The sequence below is a fragment of the Microbacterium candidum genome (genome assembly GCF_030315975.1).
In the GTDB taxonomy this organism is placed as follows: Bacteria; Actinomycetota; Actinomycetes; order Actinomycetales; family Microbacteriaceae; genus Microbacterium; species Microbacterium candidum.
On record NZ_JASXSZ010000004.1, the window covers coordinates 493610 to 516210 of the forward strand.

Consider the following 22601-nt stretch of genomic DNA (forward strand, 5'->3'; position numbering starts at 1 on the left):
GCTGCGGACAAGAACCGCAATCAGAGGAGTGTCGCCCCGTGACCGTCACCGCCCCCGCAGGATTCGAGGCGGCGGGAGTCGCCGCGGGTCTGAAGTCCACCGGCAAGCCCGATGTCGCGGTCGTCGTCAACCGCGGCCCGCTGAAGGTGGGCGCCGCGGTCTTCACGAGCAACCGCGCGCAGGCGAACCCGATCATCTGGTCGAAGCAGGCGATCCAGGACGGCGTCGTGGAGGCGATCGTCCTGAACTCCGGCGGCGCGAACTGCTTCACCGGTCCGTTCGGCTTCCAGACGAGCCACCAGACGGCGGAGAAGGCGGCCGAGCTCCTCGGCGTGAGCGCGGGCGACGTGCTCGTGTGCTCCACCGGGCTCATCGGCACGGGCGACGAGGTCTTCCGCGCGAAGGTGCTCGACGGCACCACGCGGGCGATCGCCGAGCTGTCGGCGGACGGCGGCCACTCCGCATCCCACGCCATCATGACGACCGACACCGTCGCGAAGACCGCCGTGCGACAGGGCGACGGCTGGTCGATCGGAGGCATGGCGAAGGGCGCCGGGATGCTGGCCCCCGGCCTGGCGACGATGCTCGTGGTGCTGACCACCGACGCGGTGCTGACCGCGGAGGAGGCCGACGCGCACCTGCGCGCGGCGACCGGCACCACGTTCGACCGTCTCGACTCCGACGGCTGCATGTCGACGAACGACCAGGTGTCGCTCCTCGTCAGCGGCGCGAGCGGGGTCGTGCCCGACCCCGTGCAGTTCGCCGCGGCCCTCGCCGAGCTGTGCGGCGAGCTCGCCGAGAAGCTGCAGCGGGATGCGGAGGGCGCGAGCCACGACATCACGATCCGCGTGACGAACGCGGCATCCGTCGAAGACGCCGTCGAGGTCGGCCGCTCCGTCGCCCGGAACAACCTCTTCAAGGCCGCGATCTTCGGCAACGACGCGAACTGGGGCCGCGTGCTCGCCGCGATCGGCACGACGAAGGCCGCGTTCGACCCCTATGACGTCGACGTGTGGATGAACGGCGTCCGCGTGTGCACGGCGGGCGGCCCCGACCGGCCGCGCGACGAGGTCGACCTGACGCCCCGCGCGACGGATCTCCTGATCGACCTCAGGGCGGGCGCGGAGGCGGCGACGATCCTCACGAACGATCTGACGCACGACTACGTCCACGAGAACAGCGCCTACGCCTCATGACCGAGCTGCAGCACACGAACCCCGCCGAGGCGTCCGCCAAGGCGGCGACCCTCATCGAGTCGCTGCCGTGGCTGCGCCTGTACCGCGACCAGATCGTCGTCATCAAGTACGGCGGCAACGCCATGATCTCCGACGAGCTGCAGAACGCCTTCGCCGAGGACATCGCCTACCTCCGCTACGTCGGGGTCAATCCCGTCGTGGTGCACGGCGGCGGTCCGCAGATCTCGAGCATGCTCGACCGTCTCGCGATCCCGAGCGAGTTCAAGGGCGGGTACCGGGTGACGAGCACCGAGGCGATCACGGTCGTCCGGATGGTGCTGACGGGCCAGATCAACCCGCAGCTCGTCGCCAAGATCAACGCCCACGGACCGCTCGCGGCGGGCCTGTCCGGAGAGGATGCCGGCCTGTTCAGCGGCCAGCGCCGCGGCGTCGTGATCGACGGCGTCGAGCACGACCTCGGCCGCGTCGGAGACGTCGTCGAGGTGGATCCGCAGCCCGTACTCGACCAGCTCGCGGCGGGCCGCATCCCCGTCGTCTCGAGCATCGCGCCGGATCGCGACAATCCGGGCCACTCGCTGAACGTCAACGCGGACGCCGCGGCGGCCGCACTTGCGATCGCACTCGGCGCCTCTAAGCTCGTCGTCCTCACGGACGTGCCCGGGCTGTACGCCGACTGGCCGAACCGCGAGTCGCTCGTGTCGCATCTGACGACGGGCGAGCTGCGGGAGCTCCTGCCCGGGCTGGAGTCGGGGATGATCCCCAAGATGCAGGCTTGTCTCGACGCCGTCGAAGGCGGCGTCGAGACCGCGGCGATCATCGACGGGCGCGTCCCGCATTCGGTGCTCGTCGAGATGTTCACGGAGAAGGGAATCGGCACGGAGGTGGTTTCGCAATGACATGGCGCGAAGACGTCGCACGGGATCTCGTCAAGAACTCAGGGCCCCGCATGGAGCTGTTCGTGCGCGGCGAGGGCGCGTATCTGTGGGATGCCGACGGCCGACGCTACCTCGACTTCCTCGCCGGCATCGCGGTGAACTCGCTGGGGCACGCGCATCCCGTCTTCGTCGAGGCGGTCTCCCGCCAGGCAGCGACGCTCGCGCACGTGTCGAACTACTTCGCCACTCCGCCCCAGCTGGAGCTCGCGGCGGCCCTCAAGCGCCTCGCAGGCACGGGGGAGCGCGGCCGAGTCTTCTTCGGCAACTCGGGCGCGGAGGCCAATGAGGCGGCGTTCAAGCTCGCCCGCCTGCACGGTCTCGCCTCCGACGGCAGTGTCGTGCGACCCCGTATCCTCGCGCTCACCGGCGCCTTCCACGGGCGCACGATGGGCACGCTCGCCCTCACCGGCAAGCCCGCGATGCAGGAGCCGTTCGCCCCGATGACGCCGGGCGTCGAGCACATCGACTCGACGATCGAGGCGCTCGAGGCGGCGCTCGACGATCGCGTGGCGGCGTTGTTCGTCGAGCCGATCAAGGGCGAGGCGGGTGTCATCGACCTCCCCGACGGCTACCTGCAGGCGGCGCGTGAGCTGACCGCGCGCCACGGCGCCCTGCTCATCGTCGACGAGATCCAGACCGGCGCCGGTCGCACCGGCGACTGGTTCGGCTTCCAGCACGCCGGCATCGTCCCGGACGCGATCACGGTCGCCAAGGGCATCGGCGGAGGCTTCCCGATCGGCGCGCTCGTCACCTTCGGCGACGCGAGCGACCTGTTCTACCCGGGCACGCACGGTTCGACCTTCGGCGGCAACGCCCTCGGCGCCGCGGTCGCCGCGGCGGTCCTCGGCGAGATCGAGAACGCGGGGCTCGTCGAGAACGCCGCGGTGCGCGGTGCGCAGATCCGGGATGCGGTGGCTGCCATCGGCTCCCCGCTCGTATCGGGATGCACCGGTCGCGGCCTCCTCATCGGCGTGCGGCTGACCTCTGCCGTCGCGGGGCTCGTGGTGTCCGCCGCGCAGGAACGCGGCCTCATCGTCAACGCAGCCAACGACGAGACGGTGCGCATCGCGCCGCCGCTGAACATCGGCGACGTCGAGATCGACGAGTTCGCCCGTCTGTTCGCCGACTCCCTCGCATCCGTCTCTTCCTCTCTGGAGGTCTCCGCATGACCCGCCACCTGCTGCGCGACGACGACCTGACCCAGGCCGAGCAGACCGAGATCCTCGATCTCGCCGTCGAGCTGAAGAAGGACCGCTGGGCCAACAAGGACCTCGCCGGTCCTCAGACGGTCGCGGTGATCTTCGACAAGTCCTCGACGCGCACCCGCGTGTCGTTCGCGGTCGGCATCGCCGACCTCGGCGGCTCCCCGCTCATCATCTCGACCGCCAACAGCCAGCTCGGCGGCAAGGAGACGCCGGCCGACACCGCGCGGGTCCTCGAGCGCCAGGTCGCCGCCATCGTGTGGCGCACCTACGCGCAGGCGGGCCTCGAGGAGATGGCCCGCGGCACGCGCGTGCCGGTCGTGAACGCGCTGAGCGACGACTTCCACCCGTGTCAGCTGCTCGCCGACCTCCTGACCATCCGTGAGCACAAGGGTTCGCTCGCCGGGCTCACGCTGGCCTTCTTCGGCGACGGCCGGTCGAACATGGCCCACTCGTACGTCCTGGCGGGTGTGACCGCCGGCATGCACGTGCGCGTCGCCTCCCCGGTCGACTACGCGCCCCGCGAGGACGTCATCGCGGATGCCGACCGCCGCGCGGCCGAGACCGGTGGATCGGTCACGCTCTACACCGACCCCAACGAGGCGGCGGCCGGTGCCGACGTCGTCGTCACCGACACGTGGGTGTCGATGGGCAAGGAGGAGGAGAAGCTGGCGCGCCTGCGCGATCTCGGCGGGTACAAGGTCACGAACGAGCTGATGGCGCTCGCGAAGGACGACGCGATCTTCATCCACTGCCTCCCCGCCGACCGTGGCTACGAGGTCGATGCCGAGGTCATCGACGGCCCCCAGTCGGTCGTGTGGGACGAGGCGGAGAACCGCCTGCACGCCCAGAAGGCGATGCTCGTGTGGCTGCTGCGTGCGAGCGCCGCGGAGGCCTCGTCCGAGGAGGGGGCTGCCGCATGAGCACGTCGCCGAGCACGAATGAAGGGCACGGCACGAACGAGGGCTCGTTGTGGGGCGGCCGCTTCGCGTCCGGACCGTCGCCCGAACTGCAGGAGCTGAGCCGTTCGACGCACTTCGACTGGGCGCTCGCGCTGTACGACATCGCGGGCTCGCACGCGCACGCGAAGGCGCTCGAGGCTGCGGGCTTCCTCACCGCCGACGAGGCGGTCGCGATGCATCGCGGGCTCGACCGGCTCGCCGCACGCGTGCAGGACGGCACGCTCGTCGCCCAGCCGGGCGACGAAGACGTGCACGGTGCCCTCGAGCAGGCGCTCATCGCCGAGGTCGGCCCGGAGCTCGGCGGCAAACTGCGCGCCGGCCGCAGCCGCAACGACCAGATCGCGACGCTCACGCGGATGTACCTGCTCGACCATTCGCGTACGATCGCGCGCGACGTCCTGCGCCTCATCGACGCGATCACCGTGCAGGCGGAGGCGAACGAGCACGCGATCATGCCGGGGCGCACGCACCTGCAGCACGCCCAGCCGATCCTGCTCGCCCACCACCTGCAGGCCCACGCGTGGCCGCTCGTGCGCGACCTCGAGCGCCTTCGCGACTGGTCGGCCCGCGCCTCCGTCTCGCCGTACGGCGGGGGAGCGCTCGCGGGATCCAGCCTCGGCCTCGATCCGGCGCTCGTCGCCCGCGAGCTCGGCCTCAGCCGTCCGGCGGAGAACTCGATCGACGGCACCGCGGCGCGCGACGTCGTCGCCGAGTTCGCCTACATCGCGGCGCAGATCGGCATCGACGTCTCGCGGTTCGCGGAGGACGTCATTATCTGGAACACGCGCGAGTTCGGCTTCGTGACCCTCGACGACGGGTACTCGACGGGCTCGAGCATCATGCCGCAGAAGAAGAACCCCGACATCGCCGAACTCGCGCGCGGCAAGGCCGGGCGCCTCATCGGCGACCTCGCCGGGCTCCTTGCGACGCTGAAGGGTCTGCCGCTCGCGTACAACCGCGACCTGCAGGAGGACAAGGAACCCGTCTTCGACGCCGTGGCGACCCTCGAGGTGCTCCTGCCCGCCTTCGCCGGCATGGTGGCGACGCTCCGCTTCGACACGGGGCGGATGGCGGCGCTCGCGCCCGAAGGCTTCTCTCTCGCGACGGATGTCGCGGACTGGCTCGTGCGGCGGGGCGTCCCGTTCCGTGACGCCCACGAAGTGTCCGGAGCACTCGTTCGCGCGTGCGAGCAGCGCGGGATCGGGCTCGAGGATGCGTCGGACGAGCTCCTCGCGGAGGTCTCGCCGCTCCTCGACCCGTCGGTGCGCGACGTGCTCACGATCGAGGGATCGGTCGCGTCGCGTTCGGGTGCCGGCGGAACGGCTCCGGTGCGCGTCGCCGAGCAGCGTGCGGAGCTCATCGCGCGGTCGCAGGGAGCCGCGCACGCGCTCGGGCTCTGAACGCCGATGCAGCTGATCATTCACAAATGATCAGCCAATAGCTTATTTTCTGACGATATCAGTTGTACACTGATCGCATGCCTGTGGCGATGACCGTCGATATCGTCGGCTCGCGTCGGATGCCCGACCGCGAGGCGGCGCAGCGTGCGCTCGACGACGCCATCGCTCGCGTCGCCGCCGACCTCCCGGTCGCCCAGACGCCGCTGCATCCCACCGTCGGCGACGAACTGCAGGGCGTCTATCCGACCCTCGACGCGGCGCTGGCGACGACTCTCCTCGTCCAGCTGGCACTGCCCGACATCGTCGAGTGCCGGTTCGGGCTCGGCATCGGCCCGACCGGGCTCGTCCCGTCGGCGACGGGCGACATCCCGGACGGCCCGGCCTGGTGGGCCGCCCGGCCCGCGATCGACCACGTCCACGCGCTGGAGCAGCGCGCCGTGCCGAGCGCGCGCACGTGGGTGATCGCCCACCAGGGGGAGTCGGATGCGGTCCACGCCGAGGCACGTCGCGCGAACGCGTATCTGCTCGTGCGGGATCAGGTCGTCGGCGGGATGTCGGAGCGCGCCCGGCGCCTCACATACGGCCGCTGCTTCGGCGCGACGCAGCGCGCGCTGGCGGCTCAGGAGGGGGTCACCCAGTCGGCCGTGTCGCAGCTGCTCGCCGCATCCGGAGCCTCCGCTGTCGTCGAGGGGTACCGCCTGCTCGTGCCGTAGGGCTCACCAGATCGCGAGCCGCACGAGTCCGCCGATGACCGCGGCCCACAGCAGGCTCGCGAGCGTGCCGATGATGAACCGCTCGCGGGCTTCGGACGCGGCGAGCTCCGGGAACCGGCCGATGCCCTTGACCGCCACCACGACGGCGATCGCCTCGGGGTACCCGGCGATGATCGAGAGCACGACCGCGATGCGTTCGAGGTAGCCGATGACCGTGCCGCCGCGCATGAGCGTCCGCACGGCCTCCTCGTCGCCCTCCGCGGCATCCGGGGCGGGGACCAGGATGCCGCCGTCCTCCGTCTCGCGCACGCGCCCGCGGGTGGCGATCTCCAGCACGCGCCGCGTCACCGGATTGCCGCCGAGGACGGCCACCGCGGTGCCGAGGAGGGCGACGATGATCCCGATCAGCGCCGGCAGCTTGACGGGCGCGATGGCGACGACGACGAGCGCGAAGGCCACGAGGGATCCCGCGATGATGAGCGGCAGCGTCGTCGGACGGCGGAGGCTCATCACGATCAGGACGAGCGCCCCGCACAGCACGAGGAACAGGAAGATCGAGAGCGCGGCGACGAGGGTTGCCTGGGGGACGACCAGCATGCGCTCAGTCTCGCACGGGGCCCCGACGGTCCCGGTCGAGCTCGGCGCGATACCACTCGAGCTTCTCGTCGAGCCGCGCGCGCTGCACGCGGAGCTCCTCGATCCGGCGCTCGACCGCGGTCGCGTGCTCCTCGAGGAGGGCTATCCGCTGCGCAAGCGTGCTGTCGTCCCGGCACAGCTCCCCGTAGCGCCGCAGCCGTTCGATCGGCATGCCCGTCTCTCGGAGGCACTTCAGGAATCCGAGTGTGCCGAGATCGGCCTCGGAGTACGCGCGCTGTCCGCCGGCGGTGCGGGACACGGGCGGCAGGATGCCTTCGCGCTCGTAGTAGCGCAGCGTGTCGAGCGAGAAGCCGGAGCGGGCCGCAGCCTGCGCGGGGGTGAACGTGGACGCCATGATCCGACGATAGGGCTTGACCTGGAGCGCGCTCCAGCTCCCATAGTGGCGGGATGAGTGAATCGACCCTTTCTTACGCATCCTCGACCGCCCCCGCATCCGCCCTCGTCCTCGGCGCCATGATGTTCGGCACCCGCGTGGACGAGAGCACCTCGTTCGCGCTGCTGGACCGCTTCGTCGAGCGCGGCGGCGTCTGGATCGACACCGCGGACTGCTACAGCTTCTGGGCGAGCGCCGACGGCCTCGGCGGAGCGAGCGAGCGGGTGATCGGCCGCTGGCTCGCCGAGCGCCCCGGAGCGCGCGAGCGCGTCAGGATCTCCACGAAGCTCGGGGCCGAACCGCGATGGGCGGGATCGTGGCCGGCGTCTCGCAGCGGGCTCTCGGCGCGCGCCGTCCGCGACGCGTTCGCGGGGAGTCTCGACCGGCTGGGTGTCGAGGCGGTCGACCTGCTGTGGCTGCACCAGGAGGATCGCTCCGTGCCGATCGAGGAGACCGTCGAGGCGCTCTCCGAGCTCACCGCCTCCGGTGCTGCGCGCCGTGTCGGCGCATCCAACCACCCCGCCTGGCGTGTCGAGCGCGCTCGTGCGCACGCCCGCGCGGTCGGCGCTGTGCCGATCGATGCTCTGCAGCTGAACGCCACGTATCTGCGGCCCCGTCCCGGGACGAACCCGACCTCCCACCCCTTCGGCGTGCTCAGCGACGAGCAGCGCGACTTCGCCGACGCGCACGGACTCGAGCTCTGGGCGTACACCCCGCTGCTGTCGGGCGCATACGACAACGCCGAGAAGCCCGTGCCCGAGGAGTACGACCACCCTGGCAACGCGCGCCGGCTCGAGGCGCTCGACGAGGTCGCGAGGGAGCTCGGCGCGACGCGGGGGCAGACGGTGCTCGCGTGGCACGTCGCACACGGCGTGCGTCCCATGCTCGGCGGCAGCCGCATCGAGCAGCTGGACATAGCGATGGATGCCGTCGGCCGCGTGCTCACGGCCGATCAGGTCGCCCGTCTGGATGCGCCGGCGTGACCGCGTCCGCCGGGCCGCGGCATCCGTCGCTGATAATCTGAATCGGTGTCTGAAACCATCGTGAGCGCGACGGCGCCCGCCAACGATCCGACGTTCGAGAACGTCTGGGACGAGATCGTGTGGCGCGGACTCGTGCATGTGTCCACCGACCAGGAGGCGCTGCGCGCCCTGCTCGCCGGGGACCCGATCACGTATTACTGCGGCTTCGACCCGACCGCCGCGAGCCTGCACCTCGGCAACCTCGTCCAGCTCATCCTGCTGCGGCGTCTGCAGCTGGCCGGGCACAAGCCGCTCGGACTCGTCGGCGGCTCCACCGGCCTCATCGGCGACCCGCGTCCGACCGCGGAGCGCACGCTCAACACGCGCGAGACCGTGGAGGAGTGGGTCGGGAACCTCCGCGCGCAGGTCGAGCGGTTCCTGAGCTTCGACGGCGACAACGCGGCGCGCATCGTCAACAACCTCGACTGGACGGCGCCTCTGTCTGCGATCGACTTCCTCCGGGAGATCGGCAAGCATTACCGCGTCGGCACGATGCTGAAGAAGGATGCGGTCGCCGCGCGCCTGAACTCCGATGCGGGCATCAGCTACACGGAGTTCAGCTACCAGATCCTGCAGGGCTTCGACTACCTCGAGCTGCACCGCCAGTACGACTGCGTCCTGCAGACCGGCGGCTCCGACCAGTGGGGCAACCTCACGAGCGGCACGGACCTCATCCACCGTGTCGAGGGGCGGTCGGTCCACGCGATCGGCACGCCGCTCATCACCAACAGCGACGGCACGAAGTTCGGCAAGAGCGAGGGCAACGCGATCTGGCTGGACGCCGAGATGTGCAGCCCGTACGCCTTCTACCAGTTCTGGCTCAACACCGACGACCGCGATGTCGTCGAGCGCCTGAAGATCTTCACGTTCCTGACCCGCGCCGAGATCGACGAGTACGAGCGCCTCGTCGAGGTCGAGCCGTACCGACGCGCGGCGCAGCGCCGTCTCGCGGAGGAGGTCACGACCCTCGTGCACGGGACGGATGCCACGGCATCCGTCATCGCGGCCTCCGAGGCGCTGTTCGGTCAGGGCGACCTGACGGCTCTCGATCCGTCCGTCCTGCGCAGCGCGCTGCGCGAGCTGCCGAACGCCGAGGTGTCGCTCGACACGTCGGTCGCGCAGGCGCTCGTGGAGACGGGTCTCGTGCAGAGCCTCAGCGAGGCGCGCCGCGCCGTCGCCCAGGGCGGGGTCACGCTGGACGGACAGCGGGTGACCGACGAGGGCGCGTTCGTCACCGGCACGCTGCCCGGCGGGGTGTCCGTCCTGCGGCGGGGTAAGAAGACCCTCGCCGGCGTGTTCGTCGGCGAGCGCTGAGTCGCAGTTCACGAGAGCGGGCCGGGGATGCTGCATCCCTGGCCCGCTTCTCGCTTTCGTCCGGGCACGACCGACGAGCGGAGTCGGCTCGAGGGGCGGAGTCTTGATTTCCGCCAAAACGCACTCCGTTCGTCGAATCGACTCCGCTCGTCTGCACGAGAAGGCGGGAGAACGAGGCGCCGGGGTCGCGAGGCGCCATCGACAAGAAGGCGGGCGGGGATCGCATCCCCGCCCGCCTTCCGCGATTCCGCTGCCGCCGGCGACCCGACCGACGACGGCAGCGGAGGTATCAGACGACCCGGAGGCCGTCGGCGACGACGCGCCCGTCGTGGATGACCGTCCGGTCGGCGCCGCGGTCCATCACGGCGCTCGTCGGCGTCTCGCCGTCGACGATCACGAGGTCGGCGCGGTCGCCCACGGAGATGCCCGGCCGGTCGCCGAGGCCCGCGACGCGGGCGACGGAGCGGTCCATGATCGAGGCGCCGCCCATCGTGGCGACGGCGAGCGCGAGCTCGAACAGGTCGTCGCGACGGTAGTTGTTCGTGAAGGCCAGCTGCCACGTGCGGTCGAGGAGATCGCAGTTGCCGTAGGGGCTCCAGTAGTCGCGCTGACCGTCCTCGCCGAGGCCGACGCGGACGCCCGCGGTGACGAGGTCCACGAGCGGCAGCTGCTTGCGCACCGACGGCGCGACCGTCGTCATCGAGATGTCGAGCTCGGCGAGCTCCTCGATGAGCGCGCGGTTCGCGCTCTCCGAACGTCCGCCCAGCTCGTAGGCGTGGGAGAGCGTCACGCGGCCCTGCATCCCGAGCGCGCGGACGCGCTCGATGATGAGCTCCGTGCTGAAGACCGCGAGGTCGGTGGGCTCGTGCAGGTGGATGTCGACATCCACCTGGTACTTCTCGGCCAGGCCGAACACGATGTCGAGGTGGCGCACCGGGTCGCGGTCCAGCTGGCACGGGTCGATGCCGCCCATGACGTCGGCGCCCTCGCGCAGGGCGTCCTCGAGGACGTCGGGCGTGCCCTCCTCGAGGAGGATGCCGGCCTGCGGGAACACCATGATCTGCACGTCGGCGTGGTCGCGGAACTTCTCCTTCGCGGCGACGACCGACTCGAACTTCTCGAGCTTGCAGTCGACGTCGACCTGGGCGAACGAGCGCACGCGCGTCGTGCCGTGCGCGATCATGCGCTCGAGGGTCCCGGCGACGATGTCCGCGTGGGGCATGTCGGTGTTCCGCCAGTTCAGCCGGTCGTTCATCATCATGGCCCAGACGCCCGGCGCGCCCGTGTGCGGCCGGAACGGCAGGCCGACGCGCGTCGAGTCGAGGTGCACGTGCACGTCGCTGAACGACGGGAGGACGAGGCGGCCGCGGCCGTCGACGTCGGCGGCGTCCGACGGGTCGTGCGGCCGGATGCCGGTGATCACACCGCTTTCGACGGTGAGGTCGACGGGGTCGGCGCCCCAGGGGCGGACGTCTCGGATCAGCAAGTCAGGCTCCTTCGAGGATCGGGGTGGCGAGGGCGAGATCATCGTCTCGGTCCAGGTGGTGACACGCGACCGCACCGGTGGGCACGATGTCGTGGCACATCTTCTGACGCTCCTCGTCGAGCATCGCGTACAACGGGCAGCGTGTCCGGAACACACAGCCGCTCGGCGGATTCGAGGGGTGGGGGAGATCGCCGCTGAGCCGGATGCGGTGGGTGCGGTCGGCGTCCGGGTTCGGGGCCGGCACCGAAGACAGCAGCGACTGCGTGTACGGATGCCGCGGCGTCTCGAACACCTCGTCGCGCGTGCCGAACTCCATGATCTTGCCGAGGTACATCACGGCGACCTCGTCGGCGAAGTGCTTGACGACCGAGAGGTCGTGCGCGATGAACACGTACGAGATGCCCATGTCGGCCTGGATGTCCTGGAGCAGGTTGATGACCTGCGCCTGCACCGAGACGTCGAGCGCCGAGACCGGCTCGTCGCAGATGACGATGTCCGGCGCCAGGGCGAGCGCGCGGGCGATGCCGACGCGCTGCTTCTGGCCGCCCGAGAACTCGTGCGGGAACCGGTTGTAGTGCTCGGGCCGCAGGCCCACACGGTCCATCAGCTCCTCGACGCGGCGCTTCACGCCGCCCTCGGGCTCGATGCCCTGCGCGCGCAGCGGAGCGGCGATCGCCGCCCCCACGCTCTGCCGAGGGTTCAGCGACGAGGCGGGGTTCTGGAACACCATCTGCACGCGGCGCCGGAACGCCTGCAGCTCCCTGCCCTTCAGCTGCGCGACATCCTTGCCGTCCAGCAGGATCTGACCGCTCGTGGGCGTCAGCAGCCGCATGAGCAGACGCGCGGTCGTGGACTTGCCGCATCCCGATTCGCCCACGAGAGCGAGGGTCGATCCGCGCTCGAGGGTGAACGACAGTCCGTCGACCGCCTTGACCACGCCCTTGGGCTTGCCCAGGCCCTTCTTGATCGGGAAGTGCTTCGTGAGGCCTTCGACATCCAGCAGCGGCGCGCTCACGAGGCCACCTCCATCGAGCCCTGAAGCGAGACGAGCGCACGCCCCTCGTCGCCGGAGAGATGGCAGCGCGCGCGGTGCCCGTCGCCGACGACGCGCAGCGCCGGGCGATCGGTGAAGCATCGCCCGTCCTGGATGAGGTGGGCGACGGGGCAGCGCTCCGCGAACATGCAGCCGTGCGGAAGGTCGATGAGCGACGGCGGGAACCCCGGGATGGGCGTCAGGCGCCCGGCGTCGTCCGTCATGGACGGCATCGACGCCATGAGCCCCTTGGTGTACGGATGCTCGGTGCGGAAGAAGATGTCCCGCACGTCGCCCTCTTCGATCGCCTGCCCGCCGTACATCACGACGACGCGCTCGCAGACCTCCGCGACCACGCCGAGGTCGTGCGTGATGAAGATGACCGCCGACCCGGTCTCCGCCTGCAGCGAGGCGATGAGATCGAGGATCTGCGCCTGCACCGTGACGTCGAGGGCCGTGGTCGGCTCGTCGGCGATCAGCAGCTCGGGCTCGCAGATCAGGGCCATCGCGATCATGGCGCGCTGCCGCATCCCGCCGGAGAACTCGTGCGGATAGTTGTCGTAGCGCGCGACGGGATCGGGGATGCCCACTCTGCGGAGCATCTCGATCGCGTGGTTGCGCGCATCCTTCTTGCTCGTGCTGTTGTGGACGCGATACGCCTCGGCGATCTGGACGCCCACCTTGTCGAACGGATGCATCGCCGACAGCGGGTCCTGGAAGATCATGCCGATCTTCCGCCCGCGGTACGGGCGCATCTGGGTCTCGGTCAGGGGCACGAGGTCGACGCCGTCGAACTCGATGCTGCCCGTGATCCGGGCGTTCGTCTCCTTGAGCAGGCCCATGAGGGTCTGGCTCGTGACGGTCTTGCCCGATCCGGACTCGCCGACGATGCCGACGGTCTCGCCGCGACGGACCTGCAGGTCCATCCCGTTGACGGCGTGCACAAGCCCGTCGTCCGTGGGGAACGTCACGCGCAGATCGCGCACGTCCAGCAGGGGAGCGGTCATCAGCTGATCCTCACTCGGGGGTCGATCCCGGCGTAGACGACGTCGACGACGACGTTCGCGGCGATGATGAAGAAGGCGGCGAGCATCGTGATCGCCATCGTGACGGGGAGGTCTCCGGCGACCGCCGCGTGCACGGCGGTGAAGCCCAGGCCCGGCACCGAGAAGATCTGCTCGGTGAGGACGGCGCCGCCGAGGAGAACGCCGATGTCGAGGCCCAGCATCGTGATGATCGGGGTGATGCCCGCGCGGACGCCGTGGCGGAACACGATGCGCTGACGCGAGAGCCCCTTCGCCCGGGCGGTGCGCATGAAGTCCTCGCCGAACGTCTCGATCATGTTGTTGCGCGTGATGCGGACGTACTGGGCGCTGAAGAGGATCGCGAGGGCGACCCAGGGCAGGAAGTAGTTCGCCGCCCATGCGCCGGGGCCGGCGGGTCCGAACGGCGACGAGATCGTGTTGCTCGTGAACGGCAGCCAGTGCAGCGTGCTGACGAAGACGAGGAGGAGGACGAGGCCGGTCACAGGGACGGGAAGCGAGACGCCGATGGATGCGGCGCCCACGATCGCCTTGTCGGTGCCCTTGCCGCGCCGCAGGGCCGCGAGGAGGCCGAAGCCGACGCCGAACAGGGTCCACAGGACGATCGCGCCGACCGCGATCGACAGGGTGAACGGGAGCGCCCGCCCTATGATCGTGGTGACGGGCTCGTTCGTCTGGAACGAGATGCCCAGGCACGGCCAGGAGCACATCTGCTGCGCGCCGGGAGGGCCGATCATGCGGCTGTGGAAGAAGCCGCTGAGGTACGTGAGGTACTGCGTGAGGAACGGCTTGTCCATCCCGAGCGCGATGCGCGCCTGCTCGATGCGCTCCGGCGTGCACTCCTGGCCGCACGAGGCGGCTGCGGGATCCGTCGGGCCGATCTGGAAGAGGGCGAACGTCACGAAGCTGACGACCAGCAGAAGGATGACGAGACCGATCACCCTGCGAGTGAAGAATCCGACCATGTCAGTGGTGTTCGGGGCCGGCCGCGCTCACGGCCGGCCCCTTCCTTTCAGCGAGAAATCAGTGCTCGACGCCGACGGTGGACAGGTCGATGCTTCCGAAGAAGTACCCCACCTGGGCGTTGCGGACCTTCGATCCGACGACGCTGTTGGTGAACGAGCGGATGAGCGGCACCAGGGGGTACGTCTTCATCGCCTCGTTGTAGAGGTTCGACCAGTCGGTGTTGATCTCCTCGGACGTGCCGTTCTTGGCGCGCAGGTCGTACATCTCCTTCGACACCTTCGCGTCGTAGTAGCGCGGGATGTTGCTGAAGCCGTAGGTGGTGCCGTCAAGGCTCGGGCCGACGTTCGGGTCGACCGTCGTGCGCGTCGAACCGGATGCGGCGCCGCCGCACCAGCCGGCGCGAGCGAGGTCGGGCATGTCCTTGCCCGCGAGCGTGGTGTAGTAGTTCGCCGCGGGGATCGCGACCATCTGCAGGTTGATGCCGAGCTCCTTGAGGTTCTGCTGCAGCACCGTGCCGAGGTTCTTGTACCGGTCGGTCGCGTTCGAGTAGCCGTACGTGAGCGACGTCGGGATGGTCTTCCCCCCGAGCAGCTTCTTGGCCTCCGCGAGGTTCGGCTTGCCCGTGATGTCGAGGTCGGTGGTCTCCTTGACGTAGCCGACCTGCGCGTCGTTCAGGTACGAGTTCGTGAGCTTTCCGAAGCGCGGGCCGCCGTACTGCACCTGGATCGCGGCGCGGTCCATCGCGAGGGCGATCGCGTGGCGCACATCGGGATCGGTGACCGTGGTCGTGTTGATGTCGAGCACGTCGGTGCAGCCGAGGATGCCGGATGCCGTGCGCGCGGCGACTGCGGAGTCGGTCAGGCGCGATGTGTCGGACGCCTGCAGGGCGCCGTTCGAGTCGAGCGTGAGCGCCGTCGGGTCGTTGTCGGCGATCAGCTGCTGGCTGATCGTGGCCTGGGCGGTCGACAGCGAGAACGTGAATGTGTCGGGCAGAGCCGTGCGGTTCGCGTCGGTCTTCGGGTCCCACTTGTCGTTGCGTACGAGCTTGAGCTCACGCCCGCGCTCGTAGCTCGCGATCTTGTACGGGCCCGAGGAGACCGGGTGGTTCGTGTAATCCTGCTTGGTGTCCTTGGACTGCGGGACCGGCGCGGTGTTGGAGCGCGACGCGAGCGCCGGGAAGTCGGGGTTCGGCTGCTTGAGGTGGAAGACGATCGTCTTCGCGTCCGGGGTGTCGACGGCCTTGAGGTCGCCGCCCGTGTAGGGGCCCTTGTACGTGTCGTCGGTGAGCGCGGCGTTCAGCTCCTGGGGCGCCTGCGTGTAGACGTCGCGGGCGTACGTGCGCTCGACGCCGTACTTGATGTCGGCGGACGTGATCGGCGTGCCGTCCTCGAAGGTGAGGCCGTCCTTCAGGGTGTACGTCCACGTGAGGCCGTCGGACGAGACCTTGCCCGTGTCGGTGGCGAGGTCGGGGACGATGGTCGGCGGCTTGCCGGCGGTCTCCTTCGCCATCGTGAGCGTCCGGTAGTACAGCTGGCCGACGTTGGCCGTCTGCACGTAGTTGCTGTTGCCCGGGTCGAGCGTCTGGAAGTCGCTCGACATCAGGACATTGATGTTGCCGCCCTTGGTCGTGAAGCCGGGGCTGACGGTGTGCGCGGCGTACGGGTCCTTGGACGCCGCGGCCTGCTGGGGTGCGGAGCTCGACGCCGAGCATCCGGTGATCGTCACGGCCAGCGCGGCGGCGACCGCGATGATGGCTGTGCTGCGAGGTTTCATGCCTCTCCTCATCTCTGTGATGTGGGTTTCCAGGGGGGACGCCCGCGGATGCGGGCGCGGGTCAGTGGCGGGATGCCTTGGGATCGAGGGCGTCGCTGACGGCGTCGCCCAGGAGGTTGAAGGCGAGGACGCAGATGACGAGCGCGGTGCCGGGGACGATCAGGAACCACGGGTCGGCGAGATACCAGTTGCCGGTCTGCGCGGCGTTGAGCATCTGGCCCCACGAGGCGGTCGGGTCCTTGACGCCCACACCGAGGAAGGACAGCGCCGCCTCGGCGGTGATGTTCATCGGGATCATCATCGTGGCGTAGACGAGGACGACGCCCATGACGTTGGGGACGACCTGCTTGAGGATGATCGTGCGGTGGTTCGCACCGTACGAGCGCGCCGCCTCGATGTACTCCTGTTCGCGGATGCTGAGGACCTGGCCGCGGACGACGCGTGCCAGGTAGGCCCAGCCGAAGAAGCCCAGGATGATGATGAGGGAGGCGACGGGCACGAAGCTGCCCTTGCCGAGGGGCGTGTTCGCGAGTCGCGACGCGAGGATCGGCGTCAGGGACAGCACCAGGAGCAGGTGCGGGAAGGCGAGGAACAGGTCGATCGTGCGGCTGATGAACGCGTCGACCTTCCCGCCGAAGAAGCCGGCCGCAGCGCCCATGAGGGTGCCGATCGTGACCGACACGATCGTCGCGAGCAGGGCGATGAGCAGCGAGATCTGGGCGCCGTACGCCAGGCGGGCGAACAGGTCGCGGCCGAGCCCCGGTTCGATGCCGAGCCAGTGCTGGGCGGACGGGTACATGAAGCCCGGCAGCGGCAGACCCGGCGTGGTGAAGTTGTCGAGGTACTCGGGCCCGGTGTGCGTCGTATAGGGGTCCTGCCCCTCGATCGCCGTCAGGAGCGGCGCGAGCAGTGCGAACAGGATCAGCGCGACCACGACGCCCAGCGCGAGGAGCGCGATCTTGCTGCGCCGGATGCGCAGCCAGGCGGTGCCCAGCAGCGAACGGCCGGTCTTGACCTTGGTCGAGGAGATGGGCAGGACTTCCGTCTTCGGCGTCGCCGCAGTAGTTGCCGTCACAATCTTCCTTGATGCTCACGGGCTAGGGGGATGGCCAAACTGTATACCAACGTGGAATACCAAAACAAGCGACGATGCGCATCTGACCATGTCTCAGTTCGACTTGAACAGGCAAGAACCAGCTCCTGATCAGGATATTAGACTCGCGGAGCTTCATCGAAAATCCACCGGCGCGGCCGACGACGCTTGCCAGACACGCGAGGTCCTCCCTACAATCGGGATACCAAATCACATCCGCGCGAAGGAGCCAGATGCGAACGCTCGTCACCGCCGACCACGTCATCTCGTACGACGGCACCGGTCACCGGACGCTGTCCGACGGCGCCGTCCTCGTCGAGGACGACCGGATCGCCTTCGTCGGGCCGTCCGCCCAGGCGCCCGCCCACGACGAGCGGATCGATCTCGGCGAGAGCGTCCTGATGCCGGGCCTCATCGACCTCGATGCGCTGTCGGACATCGATCACCTGATCCTGGACTCCTGGGGCGATGCCGCACAGGCGCGGCGCCTGCAGTGGTCGGCGGACTACTTCCAGCGCCGCCACGCCGTCTTCACCCCGGAGGAGCGCGCCCGCACGCGGGAGATCGCGCTCGTCCAGCTCGCGCTGCACGGCATCACGTCGTTCATGCCGATCGCCTCCGAGGTCCACTCCGCATGGGCGGAGCCTGCCGACGAGCTGCGTGCGATGGCCGACTTCGCAAGCCGCATCGGCCTGCGCGGATTCCTCGGTCCCAGCTACCGCTCGGGCGTCAACGTCGTGCAGGCCGACGGCACGCGCGACGTGCTCTTCGACGAGCAGGAGGGATGGCGCGGCCTCGAGGATGCCGCACGCTTCGTCGACGAGATCACCGCGCGCGAGGATCCCCTCCTGACCGGTGTCTTCCTCCCGTGCCGGATCGAGACCCTCACCGGCGAGCTTCTCCAGGCCACGGCGGCCGCGGCCGCCGCGCGGGGGGCGCTCGTCCGCCTCCACGCGCTGCAGGGCGAGTTCGAGCGCGAGTACGTCATCGAGCGCTTCGGGCGCACGCCGCTCGAGCTGATCGCCGACAGCGGCCTGCTGAACGATCGCCTGATCGTCCCGCACGGCGTCTTCCTCGATGTCAACCCGCGCGTCCACGGCGAGGACCGGGGCGATCTCGGGCGTCTGGTGGAGGCGGGCGTCAGCATCGTGCACTGCCCGCTCACCAATGCCCGCTACGGGTCCGAGCTGGAGACCTTCGCGCGGTACGGCGCCGCAGGGCTCACGATCTCCCTCGGCACCGACTCCTTCCCGCCGGACCTCATCCGCGGCATCGACACGGGCGTATCGGTGGCGAAGGTGCAGAACCACGACCTCTCGTTCGGGGACCTCGCCGCTTACATCGAGGCGGCGACCCTGGGCGGAGCTGCAGCGCTGCACCGCCCCGACCTCGGCCGCATCGCCGTGGGCGCACAGGCCGACCTCACCGCCTTCCGGCTCGACGATGTCCGGATGGGCGCCGTCGACGACCCGCTGCGCACGCTCGTCCTGGCCGGCAGCGCCCGCGACGCGTGCCTCACGATGGTCGCCGGCCGCACGGTCATGCGCGACGGCGAGATCCCCGGGGTCGACCTCGACGCGGTGCGCCGCGACATGCAGGTGCTCTTCGCGAAGATGCGCGCCGCCTACCCTGAGCGCGACTACCGGCAGGACCTGCAGACCGAGCTGTTCCCACCCGTCTTCACAGCCGCCGAGCAGCCCTAGAAACCGCCGGAGGAAGTGGATGCTGAGCAGCGTTCCCGCCGCCGCGGCGAGGGCCGAAGGCGTGTACCGCGAGATCTGGCGCGGCATCGTCGAGGGCGATCTGGAGCCGGGCAGCCGGTTGAAGGAGCGCGACCTCTCGGAGCAGCATGACGTGTCCCGCATCCCGGTCCGTCAGGCGCTCCAGCGGCTCGAGTCCGAAGGGTTCGTCGTCGCGCTCCCGAACCGCGGGGCGCGCGTGGCCGAGGTCGGCCGGGCCGACATCGAGGAGCTGTTCGACGCGCGCCTGTGCATCGAGCCGTTCGCCGCGCGCCGGGCGGCAGGCCGGGTGCGCACCGAGGGGCAGGCGGTCGACGACCTCTCCGAGTCCCTCGGGCGCAGCATCGACTCGAGCGACGCCGATGTCACGGGGCAGGCGACGCTCGACTTCCACGCCGAGGTCGTGCGGCTGTCCGGTAACTCGCTCCTCATGCGCGCGCTCGCCCCGATGCTCGGGCGCATGGAGTGGGTCTTCCGGCTGACGCCGACGACTCGCGAGAGCGAGCACAACGAGGAGCACCGCCGCATCTTCCACGCGGTCGCCGAGGGCAACGTCGAGGCCGCCGGTGCCCACACCCACGCGCACCTCGAACTCGCCCGCGAGTCGGTCATGGGCGCCCTCGCCGTCCGGCTCGGCTGGTAGCGGCTCCGAGACACGCACGACAGCACAGCGCCCGCCCGGCGAACCGAGCGGGCGCTGCATCGTGAGGATCGTCAGACGTAGACGATGCCCTCCTTGAGCTCCGGGCGGATCTCGGTGCCGATCGTGCGGGCCATCAGCTCGTCGAGACGGTCCAGCGGGCCGATGAGGACGCGGCCGCCGGCGCGCGCGACGCGGATCGCGGCATCCACCTTCGGCTGCATCGAGCCCTCGGCGAACTTGAGCTCCGAGATCGCGTCGACGGAGGCGGTGAGGATGTCCTTCTGCTGCGGCGTGCCCCAGTCCTGGCTGACGAAGTCGCCGTCGGTGAGCATGATGAGCATGTCGGCCTCGAGGTCGGCGGCCAGCGCTGCGCTCGCGAGGTCCTTGTCGACCACGGCCTGCACGCCGAAGTGGCGCTTCTCGGTGGCGTCGGTGCGCACCGGAACCCCGCCGCCGCCGACGCACACGACGAGGTAGTCGCTCTCCAGCAGCTGCTTCACGAGCGGCGCCTGCACGATCCGGATCGGATTCGGCGAGGGGACCACGCGGCGGAACGCCTTGCCGTCCTTCGCTATCGTCCAGCGGTACTCCGCGGCCGCCTCGGCGGCGTCATGGGCGGAGTACTGCGGGCCGATGAGCTTCGTCGGACGCTCGAACGCGGGGTCGTTCTCGTCGACGACGGTCGTCGTGATGATGCCGGCGACGTTGCGCTCGCCGTCGAGGGCGTTCGACAGCTCCTGCTGCACGACGTACCCGATCATGCCCTGCGTCTCCGCGCCGAGGATGTCGAGCGGGTACGCCGCGACGTCGCGGTAGGCGAGGTTCTGCAGCGCCAGCAGACCCACCTGGGGGCCGTTGCCATGGGTGATCACGAGCTCGTGCTCGCGGGCGAGGCCGGCGAGGGCCTCGCACGTGGAGCGGACGTTGGCGCGCAGCCGGTCCGCGGTCATGGGGTCTCCGCGGCGGGCAAGGGCATTGCCGCCGAGGGCTACGACGATTCGCATGTCATGTTCTCCGTTGTCAGTGGTTCAGGGGAGGGGATGCAGCGGCCGGGCAGCTGCGCAGGCCGCGGCATCCGTCTCAGTCGGTCTTCTCGTGCCAGCTCGTCCAGATGCCGGCGCAGTCCTCACGTCCGTCGGGTTCGTGGACGAGGGTGAACGCCTCCGGCCGCGTGCCGGCGAGGAAGTCGCGGATGTGATCGACCGGGAACCCGCCGTCGGTCGCATCCGCGTCGGTGGAGGCGTAGTGGCACGTCGTGATTCCCGCGAGCATCATGACGGCCACGCACATCGGGCACGGCTCGCACGTCGCGTACATCGTGTGGCCGGACAGGTCGAGCGTGCCGAGCGTCCGGCACGCCTCCCGCACCGCCACGAGCTCGGCGTGCCCCGACGGATCGAGGTCGCGCCCGACGGTGTTGCCGACGGCGACGACGACCTTCCCGTCCGGGTCGACGAGCGTCGCGCCGAACGGACCGCCGGTGCCCGCATCCATCCCCGCCAGGGTCGCCTCGCACGCGAGCCGGAAGTACTCGTCCATCAGGACTCCTTCCCCGTCTGCGTCTGCGCGCCGCCCGCCACGAGGTAGCCGACGAACCCGATGATCAGTCCGACGAAGAACGCGAACTGGTTGATCGTGTGGAGCCACGCGATCTCAGGCGTGAACGCACCCGCCATCGTCACCACGAAGCTCACGATCAGGATCACGACCGCCTTCGTGTTGATGCCGCGGCGGTACAGGCCGTGGGAGCCGGCCGCCGTGTACATGTCCTCGAGGCGCAGCCGGCCGCGGCGCGTGAAGAAGAAGTGCGCCAGCATGAGCCCCGCGATGGGGCCGAACATCGATCCGATGAACCCGTAGAACAGGAACAGGATGCCGGTGCTCTTCACGAACAGCCACGGGAGCATGAGCGTGCCGAGGGCCGCGGCGACGAGCCCGCCGGTCTTCACGGTGAAGACCTTGGGCAGCGACGCGGTCAGCTGCAGTCCGCTCGGCAGCATGTTGCCGAAGACGCAGAACGCCGTCGCCCCGGTGTTGAACGCCAGGATCAGCAGCACGATGACGAACGGGTTGCCGATCGAGCCGATCGCATCCACGAACACCGCCGGGTTGTTGATGTCGAACTTCCCGCCGGTCGTCGCGTTGAGGCTCGCCATGAACGAGACCGTCACGACGGCGAACAGGATGTAGGACACGATCATGCCGACGGGGAATCCGATCGCCGGGTAGCGCGCCGCCTTCGCGTTGCGCGAGTAGTCGGAGATGTTCACGATCGGACCCGCCCAGTTCGACACGAGCGCCGAGACGCACGCGATGAAGATGATCGGGGTGACCGGCGTGTCCACCGGGTGGAACTCGAATGCCTTCTGGAACCCGCCCGCGTTGACGAGCGCGAGGACCACGGCGATCACCGCGAGCACGTAGACGGCGGGCGACGACCAGTTGGAGAACTTCCCGAGGAACTTCTGCCCGCCGAGGTACAGCGCGATCGTGATCGTCAGCATGATGAGGAACGAGATCAGCGTGGGGATCGGCAGCCCGAGGAACTCTGCCCTCCCCGCGAAGTTCCGGTATCCGGGCCAGATCTGCTCGAACACGACGTCGAGAGCCTGGGCCGTCGACGTGGTCGTCAGGCCGAAGAACACGAAGCCGGCCACGAGGCCGCGGACGTAGGCGGGGATGACGGCGCCCTTGATGCCGAAGACATCGCGCAGCAGCATCGCGAACGGCACGCCGTAGCGCGCTGCGGAGACGCCGTTGAGGACGTACCCGGCCGAGACGATGACGGCCGAGATCATGATCGCGCCCACCACCTGCCAGGCCGAGAGGCCCAGGGCGAAGAAGCCCACCACGGTGAAGTACGAGAGCAGGTTGTGCACCGGCCCCATCCACACCGTGATGTAGTCGCGCGTCTTCCAGGTCCTGCCGCTCTTGGCGAGCGGCAGGACCTCCGCCGGGTATCCCTCGGCGGTCAGGCGTTCGAGTTCGGCGTCGGGGATGTCGACGATGCCGTCGGCGTCGAGGACGCCTGTCGAGTCGGTCACAGCGGTC

Annotated in this window: 21 protein-coding genes; 10 read left to right on the plus strand and 11 right to left on the minus strand. The window is 69.6% G+C overall.

What is annotated here, in order from left to right; genetic code table 11:
- Positions 1-38 precede the first annotated feature (38 nt).
- The 6 genes from argJ (at position 39) to QSV35_RS14605 (ending at position 6408) form a co-directional block, all read left to right on the plus strand.
- A complete protein-coding gene (gene argJ / locus QSV35_RS14580) occupies positions 39-1196 on the plus strand; it encodes a bifunctional glutamate N-acetyltransferase/amino-acid acetyltransferase ArgJ (protein WP_286289510.1) in 1158 nt (385 codons plus the stop codon).
- Entirely contained in the window at positions 1193-2092 is a 900-nt protein-coding gene (argB, locus tag QSV35_RS14585) for an acetylglutamate kinase (protein ID WP_286289512.1), read from the plus strand. The genes argJ and argB overlap by 4 nt, the downstream gene beginning before the upstream one ends.
- Entirely contained in the window at positions 2089-3300 is a 1212-nt protein-coding gene (locus QSV35_RS14590) for an acetylornithine transaminase (RefSeq protein ID WP_286289513.1), read from the plus strand. Before argB ends, QSV35_RS14590 begins: the two co-directional genes overlap by 4 nt.
- Positions 3297-4256 carry an ornithine carbamoyltransferase gene (argF, locus tag QSV35_RS14595; protein ID WP_286289514.1) on the plus strand — a complete coding sequence of 320 codons (960 nt, stop codon included), beginning with the start codon at positions 3297-3299 and terminating at the stop codon, positions 4254-4256. The genes QSV35_RS14590 and argF overlap by 4 nt, the downstream gene beginning before the upstream one ends.
- The gene (gene argH, locus QSV35_RS14600) at positions 4253-5695 is read left to right on the plus strand and encodes an argininosuccinate lyase (protein ID WP_286289515.1); all 1443 of its coding nucleotides are present in this window, start codon (positions 4253-4255) and stop codon (positions 5693-5695) included. Before argF ends, argH begins: the two co-directional genes overlap by 4 nt.
- Before the next feature lie 77 nt (positions 5696-5772).
- Entirely contained in the window at positions 5773-6408 is a 636-nt protein-coding gene (locus tag QSV35_RS14605; RefSeq protein WP_286289516.1) for a SatD family protein, read from the plus strand.
- 3 nt (positions 6409-6411) lie between these two features.
- Here the strand turns inward: QSV35_RS14605 and QSV35_RS14610 are convergent, their stop codons facing one another.
- Positions 6412-7005, minus strand: a complete 594-nt coding sequence (locus tag QSV35_RS14610; protein ID WP_286289517.1) for a hypothetical protein — start codon at positions 7003-7005, stop codon at positions 6412-6414.
- A 4-nt stretch (positions 7006-7009) separates the two neighbouring features.
- Entirely contained in the window at positions 7010-7399 is a 390-nt protein-coding gene (locus QSV35_RS14615; RefSeq protein WP_286289518.1) for a MerR family transcriptional regulator, read from the minus strand.
- 53 nt (positions 7400-7452) lie between these two features.
- Here QSV35_RS14615 and QSV35_RS14620 point away from each other — a divergent pair, with 53 nt between their 5' ends.
- Complete coding sequence (locus tag QSV35_RS14620) at positions 7453-8421, plus strand: aldo/keto reductase (RefSeq protein ID WP_286289519.1); 969 nt, start codon at positions 7453-7455, stop codon at positions 8419-8421.
- 45 nt (positions 8422-8466) lie between these two features.
- On the plus strand, positions 8467-9774 hold the full coding sequence (gene tyrS / locus QSV35_RS14625; RefSeq protein ID WP_286289520.1) for a tyrosine--tRNA ligase: 1308 nt from the start codon (positions 8467-8469) through the stop codon (positions 9772-9774).
- A gap of 289 nt (positions 9775-10063) precedes the next feature.
- On the opposite strand, the gene QSV35_RS14630 is transcribed toward tyrS, so the two are convergent.
- From QSV35_RS14630 to QSV35_RS14655, 6 genes are all read right to left on the minus strand, one after another.
- A complete protein-coding gene (locus QSV35_RS14630; RefSeq protein ID WP_286289521.1) occupies positions 10064-11260 on the minus strand; it encodes an amidohydrolase family protein in 1197 nt (398 codons plus the stop codon).
- A gap of 1 nt (position 11261) precedes the next feature.
- A complete protein-coding gene (locus tag QSV35_RS14635; protein WP_286289522.1) occupies positions 11262-12275 on the minus strand; it encodes an ABC transporter ATP-binding protein in 1014 nt (337 codons plus the stop codon).
- Entirely contained in the window at positions 12272-13300 is a 1029-nt protein-coding gene (locus tag QSV35_RS14640; protein WP_286289523.1) for an ABC transporter ATP-binding protein, read from the minus strand. Before QSV35_RS14640 ends, QSV35_RS14635 begins: the two co-directional genes overlap by 4 nt.
- Positions 13300-14301: an ABC transporter permease gene (locus QSV35_RS14645; RefSeq protein ID WP_286289524.1), complete on the minus strand. Its 1002-nt coding sequence runs from the start codon at positions 14299-14301 to the stop codon at positions 13300-13302. Before QSV35_RS14645 ends, QSV35_RS14640 begins: the two co-directional genes overlap by 1 nt.
- Positions 14302-14359: 58 nt before the next feature.
- On the minus strand, positions 14360-16075 hold the full coding sequence (locus QSV35_RS14650) for an ABC transporter substrate-binding protein (protein WP_286289525.1): 1716 nt from the start codon (positions 16073-16075) through the stop codon (positions 14360-14362).
- A gap of 61 nt (positions 16076-16136) precedes the next feature.
- Positions 16137-17150 (minus strand): ABC transporter permease, encoded by a 1014-nt coding sequence (locus QSV35_RS14655; protein WP_286289526.1) that lies wholly within the window; start codon positions 17148-17150, stop codon positions 16137-16139.
- A gap of 251 nt (positions 17151-17401) precedes the next feature.
- Here QSV35_RS14655 and QSV35_RS14660 point away from each other — a divergent pair, with 251 nt between their 5' ends.
- Both QSV35_RS14660 and QSV35_RS14665 read left to right on the plus strand, forming a co-directional pair.
- Positions 17402-18871, plus strand: coding sequence for a chlorohydrolase family protein (locus QSV35_RS14660; protein WP_286289527.1), 1470 nt, complete (start codon positions 17402-17404; stop codon positions 18869-18871).
- A 19-nt stretch (positions 18872-18890) separates the two neighbouring features.
- The gene (locus tag QSV35_RS14665) at positions 18891-19550 is read left to right on the plus strand and encodes a GntR family transcriptional regulator (RefSeq protein WP_286289528.1); all 660 of its coding nucleotides are present in this window, start codon (positions 18891-18893) and stop codon (positions 19548-19550) included.
- A gap of 71 nt (positions 19551-19621) precedes the next feature.
- Here QSV35_RS14665 and QSV35_RS14670 read toward each other — a convergent pair whose 3' ends face one another.
- The 3 genes from QSV35_RS14670 to QSV35_RS14680 form a co-directional block, all read right to left on the minus strand.
- Entirely contained in the window at positions 19622-20554 is a 933-nt protein-coding gene (locus tag QSV35_RS14670) for a carbamate kinase (RefSeq protein ID WP_286289529.1), read from the minus strand.
- 76 nt (positions 20555-20630) lie between these two features.
- The gene (locus tag QSV35_RS14675) at positions 20631-21089 is read right to left on the minus strand and encodes a nucleoside deaminase (RefSeq protein ID WP_286289530.1); all 459 of its coding nucleotides are present in this window, start codon (positions 21087-21089) and stop codon (positions 20631-20633) included.
- The gene (locus tag QSV35_RS14680; RefSeq protein WP_286289532.1) at positions 21089-22594 is read right to left on the minus strand and encodes a cytosine permease; all 1506 of its coding nucleotides are present in this window, start codon (positions 22592-22594) and stop codon (positions 21089-21091) included. The genes QSV35_RS14675 and QSV35_RS14680 overlap by 1 nt, the downstream gene beginning before the upstream one ends.
- Positions 22595-22601 lie beyond the last annotated feature (7 nt).